The sequence below is a fragment of the Mycoplana sp. ABR4_002 genome, from assembly GCF_056159645.1.
The window spans coordinates 2,272,327-2,287,114 of the sequence record NZ_JBSWVO010000001.1 but is presented as its reverse complement, the minus strand read 5'-3'; the positions used below and the strand labels follow the sequence as shown (position 1 = coordinate 2,287,114).

Below are 14,788 nucleotides of genomic sequence, written 5' to 3'. Positions count from 1 at the left end.
CCGACGGACGGGGCGGCTGTCATTCTCCTGATACACGAGTCTGGTTTCAGCTTGGCGGGGCGGACGCCTGTCCGCGACGGTGACGGCAGCGACGGAGCGCAGGAAAATGGACGTCAACGACTCGACACCGGAGGTTCGACGCGTGCGGACCCTGTTCCTGTCCGACGTGCATCTCGGCTCTCGGGCGGCGAAGGCCGACTTCCTGCTCGACTTCCTGCGTTGGCACGAAGCCGAGACAATCGTGCTCGTCGGCGACATCGTCGACGGCTGGAGGCTGAAGCGCAGCTGGTACTGGCCGCAAGGCTGCAACGACGTGGTGCAGAAGCTGCTGCGCAAGGCGCGCAAGGGGACGCGGATCATCTACATCCCCGGCAATCACGACGAGTTTCTGCGCGACTTTCCCGGCATCCACTTCGGCGGCATCGAGGTCGCCGAGCAGATCACCCACGTCGCGGCGGACGGCAAGCGCTATCTGGTCCTGCACGGCGACGAGTTCGACGTCGTCGTGCGCAATGCCCGTCTGCTCGCCTATCTCGGCGACTGGGCCTATGATGCAGCCATTGCCGTCAACGTCGCGCTTGCAGCCGTCCGCCGGCGCCTGGGCCTGCCCTACTGGTCGTTCTCGGCCTGGGCGAAGCTGCAGGTGAAGCACGCCGTCAATTTCATCGGTGCCTTCCAGCAGGTGGTTGCGGAAGAAGCACGCAGGCATAACGCCGACGGTGTCATCTGTGGCCACATCCACCACGCCGTGATCGAGGACATCGACGGCATCCGCTACATCAACACCGGGGACTGGGTGGAGAGTTGCACAGCCGTTGCCGAGCACTTCGACGGCAGCATGGAGCTGATTGCCTGGCAGCTGCCGGCGGCACGGCCTCCCGCGCCGGTGTCGCTCTCGCTCGGCCATGCGACCATGGTCGCGGCCCACGAAGCCGCCTGACGGCAGGTCGGGGTGTTGGGGGCTCAGCCCCAGAGGCGCGTCTCTGGCGGATAAACGAGCGAATCGGTGTAGCGCAGCACGGGCTCGCGATCGCGCGCCAGCAGCAGCGGTCCGTCGAGATCGACGAAATCGGCCCCTTGCGCGAGCAGGACCGCGGGCGCCATCGCCAGCGACGAGCCGACCATGCAGCCCACCATCACCCGCAAGCCGAGGCGCACAGCCTCGCGGCGCAGCTCCAGCGCTTCGGTCAGGCCGCCGGCCTTGTCGAGCTTGATGTTGATGGCGTCATAGCGGTCGGCGAGCGCGGCAAGGTCGGCGGCCAGGTGGACGCTTTCGTCGGCGCAGACAAGCACTTTCCGCTGCACCTGCCGCAATGCCTCGTCCCGTCCGGCCGCAAGCGGCTGTTCCACCAGGTCGATCCCGGCCTCGGCACACACGGCGAGATGATACGCAAGGTTTTCGCCGCTCCAGCCCTCGTTGGCGTCGAGGATGATCCGCGACGTCGGCGCGGCGGCGCGGACCGCCCGGATCCGTTCGGCGTCGTCGGCGGTGCCGACCTTGACTTTCAGCAGTTCGCGGCCGGCGTGGCGGGCCGCCTGCGCCGCCATTTCCTCGGGCGATGCCAGCGAAATCGTGTAGGCCGTGGTCAGCGGCTGCGGCGGCGCGGCATTGACCTTCGCCGAGGCGGGTTGGCCGCTGCTCTTGGCCTCGAGATCCCACAAGGCGCAGTCGACGGCGTTGCGGGCGGCGCCGGCCTTCATGTCTCGGCGAAGGTCCTCGCGCGAAGCGCCGGCTTCGACAGCGGCCGCGACGGCGGCGATTTCGGCCAGCACGCTGTCGATTGATTCGCCATAGCGCTGGTAGGGGACGCACTCGCCCCAGCCGGTGTGGCCGCCTGCGGTGATTCGGCAGGTGACGACGGCTGCTTCGGTCTTGCTGCCGCGCGAGATCGTGAAGCTTCCGGCGATCGGAAAGCGCTCCGTCGCTGTGGCAATGTGTCGGCGCATCGTTCTTGGGCTCCAATGGAGAAAAATCAGGGCGGTGCAGGGGGCCGCGCAGGCTTCTTGCGGTGACAGATCACGGTCGAACCGGTATGAGTCGCAATCAATGGTTCCTACCATCATTCGTCTGCATCGTCCGGCAAGAAGCAAGAGCATTGAAATCCGCGACCATCCCCTCCGCCGAAGTCGAAGCCTGTGACCGCCCGCAAGGAGGCGGCGAGCTCTGGCGGCTGTCCGGGGTGTGGCGCGCGCAGACCGCGGTCGAGGCCAAACGCAAGCTGGCGACGCTCAACGGCCGCAACTCGAGCGCTCCGCTCGAAATCGACGTCAGCGCGATCGAGGCGATGGATACGGCGGGTGCGTGGCTGATCCGCCAGGTGATGGCGTCACGTAGCGCAGCCGGTGCGGAGGTCCGCATCGTCGACCCGCAAGGCCGGTTCCTCGATCTCGTCAAGGCATTGCCGGAACAATTGCGCCAGCCACGGAAGGAAGGGCGCAAGGCAAGCTTGCTGCAGCGGCTGCTGACGCCGATCGGCAAGGCGGTGGTCGAGGTCTGGGGCGACCTTGTCGCTGCGATGTTCATCCTCGGTTCGGCGGTCCGTGGCGCGCAGCTGAAGTTCGGCCGACACAGCGGCGTGTCGCCGGCTGCGATCGTCAACCAGATCGATCAGATGGGCGTCAAGGCCGTGCCGATCATCACTTTGATGTCCTTCCTGATCGGCGCGATCATCGCCCAGCAGGGCGCCTTCCAGCTGCGCTATTTCGGTGCCGAGGTGTTCGTCGTCGACCTCGTCGGCATCCTGCAGTTGCGCGAGATCGGCGTGCTCCTGACGGCGATCATGATCGCCGGCCGCTCCGGCAGCGCGATCACCGCCGAGATCGGCTCGATGAAGATGCGCGAGGAGGTCGATGCGCTGAAGGTGATGGGCCTGTCGCCGGTGGGTGTGCTGGTCTTTCCGCGGCTGGTGGCGCTCACCGTGGCCCTGCCGCTGCTGACGGTCGTCGCCAATTTTTCGGCGCTGATCGGGGCCGCCGTGGTGGCCAAGACCTATTCCGGCATTACCTACGACACCTTCATGTCGCGCCTGCGCGAGGCAGTCGACCTCTCGACCGTCATCTCCGGCATGATCAAGGCACCGTTCATGGCGCTCGTCATCGGCATCGTCGCCTCGGTGGAAGGTCTGAAGGTGGGTGGCAGCGCCGAGTCGCTCGGGCTGCATGTCACCTCCGCGGTCGTCAAGGCGATCTTCGTCGTGATTCTCATGGACGGGCTCTTCGCCATGTTCTATGCGGCGATCGACTTCTGATGGACGGGGCAGGCGTGGACAACCGGAGTACGGGCGAGCGGGAAGTGGTGCTGTCGGTCAAGGACCTGACGGTCGGCTTCGGCGACCATCTCGTTCTCGACCACCTCGACCTGGACATCTATCGCGGCGAGATCCTCGGCTTCGTCGGGGCCTCGGGCGCCGGCAAGTCGGTGCTGATGCGCACGGTGTTGCGGCTGCTGCCGCGCCGCTCCGGCACCATCCGCATCCTCGGTGCGAATTTCGACAAGGTCAGCGATCAGGACCGCGTAACCCTCGACATGCGGCTCGGCGTGCTGTTCCAGCAGGGCGCGCTGTTCTCGTCGCTGACGGTGCGCGAGAACATCCAGGTGCCGATGCGCGAATACCTGGACCTGCCACAGTCGCTGATGGACGAGTTGACGCTGCTGAAGATCGAGCTGGTCGGACTGGCGCCGGAGGCGGCGGACAAGTTTCCCTCCGAGCTTTCGGGCGGCATGATCAAGCGTGCGGCGCTGGCGCGCGCTCTGGCGCTCGATCCTGACCTCGTCTTCCTCGACGAGCCGACCTCGGGGCTCGACCCCATCGGCGCCGCCGAATTCGACGAGTTGATCTCGAAGTTGCGGGACACGCTGGGCCTGACGGTCTATATGGTTACCCATGACCTCGACAGCCTGTTTTCGATCTGCGACCGGGTGGCGGTCCTCGGACACAAGAAGGTGCTGGTCGAGGGGACGATCAAGGACATGCTCGCCTGCGAGGATCCCTGGGTGAAGGCCTATTTCCGCGGCAAGCGCGCCCGGTCGATCGTCAGGGCGTGACCGGCGCCGGCTGGACGCGGCGGGCCGGGTGGAGTTGAATTGAGCGGCCGGGATAGCGATTCCCGGACAAACTTATCCGTCGGCGTTGCGAGGCGCCCAAACGCGATCCGGTCGGATGCGGTGAACTGGGACAGACATGGAAACAAAGGCCAACTATGTGATCGTCGGCTTCTTCACCCTTCTGGTGATCGCGGCCGCGTTCGGTTTCGTCTACTGGATGTCGCAGTACGGCCGCAGCGGCGAACTGGCCCCGCTCGCCATCCGCATCCCCGGTTCGGCCGCCGGTCTCAGCGTCGGCTCGCCGGTCCGCTTCAACGGCATTCCGGTCGGCACCGTGCGCAGCCTCGCGATCGATTCGGATGACCCGCGCTATTCGATCGCGCTGACGGAGGTCTCGACCGAGGCACCGGTGAAGCAGTCGACCTCGGCCGTGCTCGAGGTGCAGGGCCTGACTGGCGCCGCCTATTTCGAGCTCTCCGGTGGCAGGGCGGAGGACAAGAACATCCTGAAAGTGGCGCTGGAAACCGACGGGACGGCGGTTCTCGTGGCGGAACAGTCGAGCGTCACCAACCTGCTCGCGACCGCCGACAAGATCCTCAAGCGCGCCGACGACGCGATCTCCGACATCCAGGGCTTCGTCGCCGATGCGCGCGGACCGCTGACCACGACCATTCGCAACGCGGAGAAGTTTTCCGACGCGCTGACGCGCAATTCCGACAACATCGACAAGTTCCTGCAGAGTGTCGGTGGCTTGTCGGAAACGTTCAAAGGCCTCTCCGGTCGCCTCGATTCAACGATGGCCGCCGTCGATTCGCTCATCAAGGCTGTGGATGCCAAGAAGATCGACCGCGTCGTGTCGAATGTGGACAAGGTGACCAGCGACCTGGCCGCGGCGTCCGGGGACGTCAAGGGCACGGTCGAGAGTTTCAAGAGCGCGGCGGAAACCTTCGACAGCGTCGGCAAGAACGCGACCGCCACGCTTGACCGGGTCGACAAGCTGATCGCTGCCGTCGACACCCAGAAGGTCGAGCTGACGATCAATGACATCAACGCCGCGAGCGCCGATGCGCGCGAGGCGATCGCCTCGATCCGGGGCGTCACCGACAAGTTCGGCGCGCGCAAGGACGATATCGACCAGACCATCACCAACATCCAGCAGATGGCGAGCAAGCTGAATGCGGCCTCCTCGCGCGTTGACGGCATCCTCGTCAAGCTGGACGGTTTCCTCGGCGAGGGGGATTCGCAATCGCTGTTTGCCGAGGCACGGGCGACGCTGCAGGCGTTCAAGCGCACCGCTGATTCCCTCAACGCCCGCATCGGACCGATCGCCGACAACCTGCAGCGGTTCTCCACCGGCGGGCTGCAGAACGTCGAGGCGCTCGTGAGCGAGACGCGACAGACCGTGCGCAGCCTGCAGAGCACCATTTCGGACTTCGACAAGAACCCGAGCCGGCTCATCTTCGGCGGCGAGACGGTCAAGCAATACGACGGTCGCAGTCGCCGCTAGCGGCCAGGTGTGGCCGCAACTCCACAACCCCCGAAGCGATTGGCTTTCCGACTCTTTCCGGCTTTGGCCGGCGGTGACAGCCCGCCGGCCCGCTGCTACAGATTGTGCATTGGAGAGATTCGCACAGCATGACGGTTTCGGGGATGGCGCGGCAGGGACACGGATGGGCGACGAAGGTCGCGGTATTGGCCCTGTCGGCGACGGCGCTTGCCGCCTGTGGCAGTGCCAAGGCAGTCAACGACACCTACAGCCTGACCGCAACGCCCAGCGTGCAAGGACCGTCCGCCCGGACGCGACAGATCCTCGTGCCGGAGCCGACCGCGCTGAAGGCGCTCGACGGCGACCAGGTGGTAGTGCGGCCGTCGCCATCGGAGATCCAGTACCTGGCCAAGGCCCAGTGGAGCGACCGCCTGCCGCGGATCGTGCAGGCGAAGCTGGTGCAGGCCTTCGAGACGACCGGAGCGCTCGGCGGCGTCGGCAAGCCGGGCGAGGGGCTGGCGATCGACTACCAGGTCGTGACCACGCTGCGCGCCTTCGAGGTACGCACCAACGGCTCGGCGACGGCCGTCGTCGAGATGTACGCCAAGATCGTCAACGACCGTAACGGCACGGTCCGCTCGCAGCAGGTGTTCCGCGCCACGGCGCCGGTGTCCGGTGGCGGCGGCCCGGCCTTCGTGACCGCGCTCGACAGCGCCTTCGCCCGGGTCACCGCCGACATCGTCGGCTGGACGCTGAAGTCGATCTGACCGCGGCCCGACACGGCAGACATCGGCGCCCGAGACTCCCGTGTCCTCATCCGATGCGCGCTCGACGTGCGCGTCCTTGCAGAGAGCTCAGTGTGTCATGCGCGCCGGTGCGATGTCGCGATGCACCGAGAACGCCTGCAAACCTGCCGGCCCGGCGAATGTTGCCTCGCGCCTGCCTTCGGCCCGGGGGCGGCGGTCTGGCCGACACCGTCGCGGCAATTCCGACAATGGAACGGACAGCGAAGGCTGGTCTCCGGACCGCCCTCTGCAGCAGACCTGAAACAGGCAGGGGCGCTGCCATCGGCGCTGTGACGCGCGCAGCGCCCTCGGCTCTCAATGGCCGGGTCGTGGCCGGGCCGTGCTGTCCGTTCTATGTCTCGGCCGGTCTCCTGGTCCGAGCTCCGAGGTCTCCCAACTTCTCCGGCCCTTCACCGGAGGTGGAGGCTTGCTTTCCTTGCAAAAAAACGGCCGCTGTCGCGGCCGTTGCTTGATGTCCTGATCGAGGTCCCGCCTCAGTTGAAGCGTCCCGCCGCGTGCGCGAGCATCGTGTAGACCTTGCCGGTGTCGGACGTCAGGTAGGACTGGGTCAGCACCTTGTCGCGGTCGTTGCGGGCCACGTCGGCCAGCAGCTTCTCGAAGTCGCCGATGTAGCGATCGACGGCCGTGCGGAACTCGGGCTCGCGTTCGTACTTGCGCTTGATCTCGTCGAAGGTCTGCTGGCCTTTCAGCGTGTAGAGGCGACGGGTGAAGACGTCGCGCTCGCCGCGCTGGTAGCGGCGCCACAGGTCGACGGAGGCGTCGTGATCGATGGCCCGGGCGATGTCCACCGAAAGCGAATTCAGCGACTCCACCACATGGTGCGGATTGCGGCTGTCGGCGGCACGCTGCTGCGGCTGGCTTTCCGTCCGCTGCGGCTGGCCAAACTGCTGCTCCTCGCGCGAGGCCCCGCGCAACAAGTCGCGCATCCAGCCGCCGCCTTCAGCCGGACGGTCGCTCTCGGTAACCTGGGTGTTCCGCGGCGCCTCCCGAACCGGCGTCGGTACCGGTGCCGGTGCGGGCGCGGGCGTCGTCGCCGCGCGCTCGATACCGAGGCTGCCGCGCAGCGCCGGGCCGTCGTTCTGGCGCGGCTGCGCGGGGGCGGGCTGCGAAACCTGCTGGATCGCCTGGGCAACGGCTTGCGCCGCCGTCGGACGTTCCATCGGGCGTGAGACTTCGAGCCCGTGCGCGGACTTGCCGATGATGTCGGACAGGTCCTGCAGCGCCTTGATCTGCTCGGATACGGCGCGGCGCATGCTGGCGGCGTTTTCCTTTGCCTCCTCCGGCAGGTCGAAGGCGCCGCGTTTCAGTTCGGTCCGGGTCTGGTCGAGCTCGCGCCGGATCTCGGAAGCCGCGCGCCGGATCTCTTCGGTGGCGCCGGAGAACTTGCCGAGGGCATCTTCGACCACCTTGCGCAGCGCATCGCCCATCTGCTGCGTCGCCGCATCGGACTTCTGGCCGGTTTCCGCGACGATGCGGTCGACGTCGGAAAGCGTGGCGCCGACGCTGCCGCGCAGGCGGTTGGCGACGCCGCGCGCCCGCTCCTCGGCGTTGGCGAACGCGCTCTCCACGGCCTTTCCGGCTTCCTCGCTGGCGCCGGCCAGGGTGTCTCGCAGCGATGTCGACGCCGCCTGGGCCCGTTCTTCGGTCTCGCTCAGCAGTCGGCCGACGTCGGAGAAGGATTCCTGGATGCCGCTGCGCAGGTTGGCCGCAACCTGGCCGGACCGCTGCTCGGCCCGGCTGAATGCACCCTCGACCATGCCCTCGAGCGAGCGCATGGTGTTTTCGATGTCCTCCGAGCGCTGGACCAGTCCGACGGCGAGCGAGCGCAGGGCGTCCTGCCGCTCCTCGAGCGTGCTGACCAGGTTGGACTGGGCCGCGCCCAGAAGGTCGGACGCCTGGGAGAGAAGCTTCGAGTGGTCCTCGAACCGGCCGACGATTCCGCCGATCTGGGACAGCGTGCCGCTGGAAATGTCCTCGAGGCGTTCGACCTTGCCTTCGAGCAGGCGGGCCGCGGTCGAAACCATGTCGGCGGAGCTGGTGAAGCGCTCGCTCGATGCGGCCAGCTTGTCGTCGACATTGGCGAGGTTCGTGGTCGCCTCGTCGACCAGGGCGGCAATCGAACTGTTGCTGCCGGAGAGGCGCTCGATCAGGCTGAGAACGCTGTTCTGCAGGCTGGATTCGACCTGGCCGATTGCGTCCGTGGCTTCCTGCGTCCGGCTGGTGATGGCGTTGAGCGTGTCGTTGGTGCGGGCGGAGATGGCGTCCAGCAGCGCCGTGTTTTCCGAGCGCAGGCGCTCGGCGTTCTGCTGCGCGGTTGCGGCAATGCGCTCAGCCGCCTCACGGCCGGTCGCGGCATACTGCTCGATCACCGGCTTGGCCTGCTCCTCGATCAGGCGCGACAATTCGGCCGAGCGGCTGGAAAGCATCGAGTTCAGCTCGCGGGTGCGTTCGTCGAGGGTCGAACGGATCGACGAACCGCGGGCCTCCAGCGCCTTGTCGATGTCGGACAGGCCGGTGCGGATCGTCTCGCTATGGCCTTCGATGCGTCCCTCGACCTCGGCGAACCGGCTCGCGGCGGCGCTGGTGGTCTCCTCGATGTTGCGGGTGAAGGCCTCGCTGCGCGTGGCGAGATTCTCGGCGAACTCGTCGCCGGTCTTGGCGATCGCCTCGGCGGCACGCTGGGCCTCGATGCCCATGTCCTGGGCGGCGCGGGAAACGGCGCCGCGCAGCGAACTGCCCAGGCTGGCGAATTCCTCGCCGGTCTTGGCCAGCGTCTGGGCCGAGCGGATGGCCTCGGCGTCCAGGTCCTGCGCGGCCTGGCTGACGGCGTCGCGAAGGGTCTTGGCGAGGCCAGCGGCCTTGCCGTCGATCGTCCTATTGACGTTCTCGAGGCCGATCGTCAGCGCCTTGTCCATGGTGGTCAGGCGCTCTTCGATCCGGCCGGTGCGCTCGTCGATGGTGCCGGCGATGCGGGTCGCGGCATCCTCGGTGACACGGTCGATCTCGGCGGCGCGGCCGGCGAGCGTGCTGGAGATGCGCTGGGCGACGTTCTCGCTCGCGTCCTCGAGCGTTCCGATGCTGGTGGTGACGGCCAGGCCGATCGTCTCGGAGGACGCGTTGGCGGCGCGCTCCAGCTGATCGACGTTCCTGGAGACGGCGAGGCTGACTGCGTCCGCGGACGAGGCCGAGGCACGCTCCAGGTCGCTGACGCTGCCGGCGATCGTGGTGCTGATGGTTTCCGAGGCGTCGGACGCAGCCCGTTCGAGATCGGCGAGGCGATCCGAGAACGTCGCGGCGAGGCGGTCGCCGGCCGTGTCGACGAGGCCCGAGAGCTGCTCGACGCCGTTCTGGATGCGATCCTCGAGCGCGCCGAGATTGCTCTCGATGCGCGTGCCGGTCCCATCGAGGCGGGCCGCCACGTTGCCGAGCGTGCTGTCCATGCGAGTGCCGAAGGTTTCGGCCGCGCGGCTGATCTCGTCGGAGGCGGCGCCGAGACGGTCGGCGACGGCGCCGGCACTGTCGCGCACGCGCTTGTCGAGGGCGGCGGCGCTGCCGTCGATGGCCCGACGCAAGGTTTCCTCATGTTGCTCGAGCGTCATTTCCAGCATGCCGGTGCTGGTGGCGATCGAGGTTCCGATCGCAGTCGCCTGGTCGGTGAGGGTTTCCGAAAGCTGCTGCTTGCCCTCGGCGATCGCCACGTTGATGGCGTCGATGCGATCGTCCAGGGTCGAGCGGATCTGCTCGTGGGTGGAGACGAGCGAACCGGCGAGCGCGGTCGCGCGCTCGGACAGGGTTCCGGCGATTTCGGCGGCGCGACCGGAGAAGGCGTCGGTGAACTCCGCCACCTGTCCCGAGAGCACGCCGGCGATCTGCTGGGTGCCGTCGGACAGAACGTGCTCGACGCGGTCGGCGGCGCTGTCGATCGCCGCCTTCAGCGTGTCGGTATTCCGGCCGAGCGTCGAGGCGAGTGTCTCGGTGCGGGCGGTAACGACGCCGTCGATCTCCTGGGCGGCGCCGGAGACGGCGGTCTCGACCCGCTCCGCCGCGGTGCGGACGGACTTTTCGAGCGCGCCGCCGGTCTCGTTCAGCATCGACGACAAGGCGGCGGTGCGCTCGGACAAGGCGTTGTCGATGCGGTTGTGGCTCGCGGCGATCGAGGAGGTGATCTCGTCGGCGCGGCCCGCAAGCGCTTCCTCCATGCGGGCCTGCGCAGTGTCGATACCGGCGATGAAGCCGAAGGTGCGGGCGTCGAGGGCGTCGGTCAGCCGCTCTTCGCTCGACGTCATGGCTTCCACCAGGCGGTCGGCGCGGGCACCGAAGTCGCGGTCCAGGCGATCCTGAGCCTTTTCGAGGTTGCCGATCAGGGCGTCGGCCCGCTCGTTGAGCGAGGCATTCATCTGGTCGTGGGCACTGCCCAGCGCCGTCTGCATCCGCTCCTGCGCACCCTTCATCACGTTGCGCATCTTCTCATGGGCGCCGTCGACCGACGCACGGATCGCCTCGGCCTGGCCGGTCACCGCGCTCTCGAAGACCTCCTGGCCGGTGCCAAGCGCGGTCGTCAGCGCGAAGGACTGGTCGGTGAGGGTGGTGCCCAGCCGTTCGATGCTCGTGTTGAGGATGCCTTCGATCGCCTCGTTGCCGCCGCTGAGCGCGTCGTTCAGGCGGCCCAGGCTCTGCATCAGCTTGGTGTCCAGCGAACCGGCGCGCTGGTCGAAGGCGTCGGTGAAGTCGGCGAGGCGCTGGTCGAAGGCGCCGGCGACGTGGCCAATGGTCGCCTGCAGCTTCTCGTCGAAGAAGCCGGACCGCAGGTCCAGGTCCATGATCGTATCGTCGGCGGCGTTCTTCAGGCTCTGGCGGAACTGCGCGCCCTTCTCGTCGAGGGTGGCGTTCATCGTCTGGATGACGTCGTCGAGGCCGCTGGTGACGGCCTGCTGGCCGACGGTCAGACTTTCATTGATTTCGCGCGTGCGCGCGATCAGCGTCTCGTTCAGCTGCCGGGCGCGCTCGTTGAGTGCAGCGTTCAGCTTCTCGGTGTTGGCATCGAGCGAGGAGGCGCGGGTCTCGAACTGCTTGAGCAGCGCCTGGCCTTGCTTCTCGAGCGTCGCCGACAGGCCCTCGAGGCGGCTGTCGAACTCGTTGGCCAGCGCGAAACCGGAGGAGTTGAGGGTCGACAGCAGCGAGTCGGTGCGGGCCGAGAGCATGGCGCCGATCGTCTGGGTGGCGCCATCGGACTTCTCCATCAGCATGGCGGCGCGCGTGTCGATCATCGAGGCGAAGGCCTCGCCGGAGGTGGCGATGCGGGTGGCGATGTTTTCGCTGGCCGCCTCCAGGTCCTGGCGCAACTGCTCGTTGGCGCTGGAGATGGTGGTGCGGATGCGCTCGGAATGGTTGACGATCGCCTCGCGCTCGGTGCCGAGCTCCTGCACCAGCGTGCGCACGCGGATCTCGTTGTCGGCATAGCTGCGCTCGAGCGCATTGACCTCGGAGTGAACCAGCGTTTCCAGCTCGGTGGCGCGGGCGATGGTGCGCTCGATGCCCTCGTTCATCGCCGAGACCTCGCGGCGCACGGCCTGGCCAACAGACATGATCCGCTCCGCGGCGACCGTCTCCGGCTCGGACAACCGCAATGCTACCTCTGCCATCGAGCGGGCGGCGCTGCGCAGCTCCTGGGCGCGGGTGATCATCGTGGCGAAGGCGAAGAACAGCATGATCGGCATGACGATGGCGACCAGCATGCCGATGGCGCCGGGCAGGGCGACGAGATCGGCTACCGAGCGGATCTGCCAGATTTCCGGCGCGTAGAGCAGGTTGGCAACGCCGATGCCGCCGATCACCCACAGGGCCGAGATGACGGCCGCCATGCGGATCGCCGAGCGGCCGGAGCGCGCCTCGAGGGTCCGCAGGATGGCGGCGGGAGACTTGCGCGAGGCGTCGTTTGCCGGGGTGAAGGCTGGGCTCTTCGGCGCCGGCTCGGGCGCGGTGCCCTTCCACTCCTGCCTTTCGGTCTTGTCCGCCGAAGCGCCGCGGGCGCTGGCCCTGGCGGCAGTCTCGGCCCCGTCCGAGGCGTCCTTTGTCGCGTTCGCTGGGGTCGCCGGTGCAAGATCGTCGAAGTCGATCTTCAGCGCTTCTTCCAGTGCCTGGAATGCGGTGTCATCGATCGACTCGGTGGTTTTCTTCGTCGCCATGCGAATACGCCTCGTTACTCTTGCCCGGAAGCGATCCCGGTTGCTGCCGCCTGCACAGTATCCGTACCGCCATTCCGCCCGCGGTGGTTGCGATTGCGGCGACGGATCGTCGGCTGTGCAAGCATAACCGCCACTATTTACTCAATACGCACCGGATCGGCTGGGTTCCGCAACGCAGACGCCTTCGGAATCCAGCCAACCAACGGATCCGTCCCGCGATATCCGGCATGAACGTGACCCTAATCGTATCGTAGTGACACATTAGCGTGTTTCACACAATTGACAGGCGTGCGGGCTGGCAGGGTTCCTAACAGAAAGTTAATGCCGTGGTTCGGTGTATCATAGCGGAAAGACAGGGAAATCGCACCTCTTCGGGGGCGTTAACCATAGTTCGCGATTTTGCCCCCCGAAAGGGTATCCTTTTACCCCGCCTGATCGGACCGCGGTGCATCATGGGCCACGGCTGGAGCCGGTCGAGCCGGCGTGCCTGCTCGTGCCGGCGCGCAGGCCGGGACGGCGCTGAGAAAGGGCGGCCATGACAGTATCCCACCCCACCCTTGATACCCGCGAAGGAGCAGGCGACGGCAAGGCGGCAGAGCCCGGTCCGATCGACCTTGCGCACCTTGCCCGGCAGACGCTGGAGGACAAGGAGGTCGAGCGCGAGGTGCTTGCGCTCTTTGCTGCCCAGGCGCGCGACGCGCTCGGCGAGCTTGCCCGGGCGGATGCGGGGGGACGCCAGGCGATCGCGCACCGGCTTCTGGGCGCCGCGCGCGCCATTGGCGCGCATGCCGTCGCCGAAACGGCGCAACTGCTGGAAGCCAAGCCGGCCGATCATGCCCTGGCCGCCGCATTTCGCGATGCCATTGCGGAGGCGGAGGCCTTCATCGCCGGCGTCAACCGCTGGGCAGAGTCGGGAGGTTGACGCAACCGGGCTAGCGGATGCCGCGGGCGGAACTGGCGCGGCGGCATCGCGCCGGGTGATGTTGACTGTGGTTTGGAATTGTTGGAAGTAACCGGCAACGCATGGCGGCTTTCCATGGAAGCTGCGGGCGCCACGGGCTGCGCCCGACGCCAGACTGAAATTCAATCCGGAAATCGATGATGACCAAGCTCACAATTGTCGCCTTCGACGGCACGGCCCACGAACTGGATGTCGCCAACGGCTCGACCGTGATGGAGAACGCGGTGCGCAACTCCGTGCCTGGGATCGAGGCCGAATGCGGCGGGGCCTGCGCCTGCGCGACCTGCCACGTCTATGTCGACGACGCATGGTCGGCCGCCGTCGGCGCGCCGGAGGCGATGGAAGAGGACATGCTCGACTTTGCCTACGACGTGCGCCCCACCTCGCGGCTGAGCTGCCAGATCAAGATGTCGGATGCGCTGGACGGCTTGGTCGTGCACGTGCCGGAGCGGCAGGGCTGAGACCTCTGACCGGCGCCCCGCAGCGGCGTACCGGCGAGGCCGGTGGGCGGGGGCGAAGCGATATGCCGGACCGCAATGCCGACGTGCTGATTGTCGGAGCCGGTCCCGCGGCCCTTTTTGCCATCTTCCAGCTTGGCCTGTACGGCCAGCGCTGCCACCTGGTCGACCGCCTCGACCGGCCCGGCGGGCAGTGCGCCGTGCTCTATCCGGACAAGCTGATCTACGACGTGCCCGGCTTTCCCGATATCGACGGCCAGGAGTTGACCGAACGGCTGCTGCGGCAGTCCGGCCCTTTCGAACCACGCTTCACCTTCGGGCGGACGGTTTCGGAGTTGCACCGCGACGAGGAAGGAAACTGGGCTGCGCTGCTGGATGACGGTTCGCGGGCCGGAGCAGGGTACGTGCTGCTTGCAAGCGGGCTCGGCCTGTTTGAGCTGCCTGTCGGCGCCGGCGTCGCCGATGCGCAACTCGTGCCCGGGCCGGCCGCTGCGTGGCCGCTAGTGCGCGCTCGCGGCGGCATCGTCGTCGATCCGGCAACGTTCGAGACCTCGCAGCCCGGGCTCTACGCGATCGGTGACGCCTGCGACTATCCGGGCAAGGTGAAGCTCATCCTCTCCGCCTTCCATGAGGCGGCGCTCGCCACCCAGGCGATTCGACACAGGGTTGCGGGAGGGCGGAAGTCAGCGGTCGAATACACGACGACGTCGCGCCGGCTGCACAAGCGGTTGCGGCCTTCGTAGCCGGCCAGCCGGAGCAGGTCGATCAGCAGGTTCGCCGTTGCCACAAAAAAAGTGCCTCGCTGGTCCAGCGGACGAGCGAGGCCAGGAGGGCGCATCGCAAGCAG

General features: G+C 67.3%; 10 protein-coding genes. 8 read left to right on the top strand and 2 right to left on the bottom strand.

All coding sequences use genetic code 11. From position 1 onward, the window contains the following. Nucleotides 1-106: 106 nt before the first annotated feature. Nucleotides 107-940, top strand: coding sequence for a UDP-2,3-diacylglucosamine diphosphatase (locus ACXAGF_RS11065; protein WP_475016983.1), 834 nt, complete (start codon nucleotides 107-109; stop codon nucleotides 938-940). Nucleotides 941-963: 23 nt separating this feature from the next. Here the strand turns inward: ACXAGF_RS11065 and dgcA are convergent, their stop codons facing one another. Then, nucleotides 964-1,947 (bottom strand): N-acetyl-D-Glu racemase DgcA, encoded by a 984-nt coding sequence (gene dgcA / locus ACXAGF_RS11060; protein WP_475016981.1) that lies wholly within the window; start codon nucleotides 1,945-1,947, stop codon nucleotides 964-966. A 149-nt stretch (nucleotides 1,948-2,096) separates the two neighbouring features. Here dgcA and ACXAGF_RS11055 point away from each other — a divergent pair, with 149 nt between their 5' ends. From ACXAGF_RS11055 to ACXAGF_RS11040, 4 genes are all read left to right on the top strand, one after another. Further along, on the top strand, nucleotides 2,097-3,248 hold the full coding sequence (locus ACXAGF_RS11055; protein ID WP_475016979.1) for an ABC transporter permease: 1,152 nt from the start codon (nucleotides 2,097-2,099) through the stop codon (nucleotides 3,246-3,248). A 14-nt stretch (nucleotides 3,249-3,262) separates the two neighbouring features. Further along, nucleotides 3,263-4,045, top strand: coding sequence for an ABC transporter ATP-binding protein (locus ACXAGF_RS11050; RefSeq protein ID WP_475016977.1), 783 nt, complete (start codon nucleotides 3,263-3,265; stop codon nucleotides 4,043-4,045). A 136-nt stretch (nucleotides 4,046-4,181) separates the two neighbouring features. Next, on the top strand, nucleotides 4,182-5,552 hold the full coding sequence (locus tag ACXAGF_RS11045) for an MlaD family protein (protein WP_475016975.1): 1,371 nt from the start codon (nucleotides 4,182-4,184) through the stop codon (nucleotides 5,550-5,552). Between the two features lie 128 nt (nucleotides 5,553-5,680). Next, complete coding sequence (locus ACXAGF_RS11040) at nucleotides 5,681-6,298, top strand: ABC-type transport auxiliary lipoprotein family protein (protein ID WP_475016973.1); 618 nt, start codon at nucleotides 5,681-5,683, stop codon at nucleotides 6,296-6,298. Between the two features lie 512 nt (nucleotides 6,299-6,810). Here ACXAGF_RS11040 and ACXAGF_RS11035 read toward each other — a convergent pair. Beyond that, nucleotides 6,811-12,522 (bottom strand): apolipoprotein A-IV repeat region-like domain-containing protein, encoded by a 5,712-nt coding sequence (locus ACXAGF_RS11035; RefSeq protein WP_475016970.1) that lies wholly within the window; start codon nucleotides 12,520-12,522, stop codon nucleotides 6,811-6,813. 535 nt (nucleotides 12,523-13,057) lie between these two features. Here ACXAGF_RS11035 and ACXAGF_RS11030 point away from each other — a divergent pair. The 3 genes from ACXAGF_RS11030 to ACXAGF_RS11020 all read left to right on the top strand — a co-directional run bounded on the left by ACXAGF_RS11030 (nucleotide 13,058) and on the right by ACXAGF_RS11020 (nucleotide 14,684). Next, nucleotides 13,058-13,444, top strand: a complete 387-nt coding sequence (locus tag ACXAGF_RS11030) for an Hpt domain-containing protein (protein WP_475016968.1) — start codon at nucleotides 13,058-13,060, stop codon at nucleotides 13,442-13,444. A 179-nt stretch (nucleotides 13,445-13,623) separates the two neighbouring features. Then, complete coding sequence (locus tag ACXAGF_RS11025; protein ID WP_475016965.1) at nucleotides 13,624-13,944, top strand: 2Fe-2S iron-sulfur cluster-binding protein; 321 nt, start codon at nucleotides 13,624-13,626, stop codon at nucleotides 13,942-13,944. A gap of 62 nt (nucleotides 13,945-14,006) precedes the next feature. Then, complete coding sequence (locus ACXAGF_RS11020) at nucleotides 14,007-14,684, top strand: NAD(P)/FAD-dependent oxidoreductase (RefSeq protein WP_475016962.1); 678 nt, start codon at nucleotides 14,007-14,009, stop codon at nucleotides 14,682-14,684. The last annotated feature ends 104 nt before the right edge of the window (nucleotides 14,685-14,788 follow it).

Excerpts from the sequence above, each read along its gene's own strand:
- ACXAGF_RS11035 (WP_475016970.1), bottom strand. The coding sequence starts at position 12,522 with ATGGCGACGAAGAAAACCACCGAGTCGATCGATGACACCGCATTCCAG.
- ACXAGF_RS11025 (WP_475016965.1), top strand. The coding sequence starts at position 13,624 with ATGACCAAGCTCACAATTGTCGCCTTCGACGGCACGGCCCACGAACTG.
- ACXAGF_RS11020 (WP_475016962.1), top strand. The coding sequence starts at position 14,007 with ATGCCGGACCGCAATGCCGACGTGCTGATTGTCGGAGCCGGTCCCGCG.
- ACXAGF_RS11040 (WP_475016973.1), top strand. The coding sequence starts at position 5,681 with ATGACGGTTTCGGGGATGGCGCGGCAGGGACACGGATGGGCGACGAAG.
- ACXAGF_RS11030 (WP_475016968.1), top strand. The coding sequence starts at position 13,058 with ATGACAGTATCCCACCCCACCCTTGATACCCGCGAAGGAGCAGGCGAC.
- dgcA (WP_475016981.1), bottom strand. The coding sequence starts at position 1,947 with ATGCGCCGACACATTGCCACAGCGACGGAGCGCTTTCCGATCGCCGGA.
- ACXAGF_RS11045 (WP_475016975.1), top strand. The coding sequence starts at position 4,182 with ATGGAAACAAAGGCCAACTATGTGATCGTCGGCTTCTTCACCCTTCTG.
- ACXAGF_RS11065 (WP_475016983.1), top strand. The coding sequence starts at position 107 with ATGGACGTCAACGACTCGACACCGGAGGTTCGACGCGTGCGGACCCTG.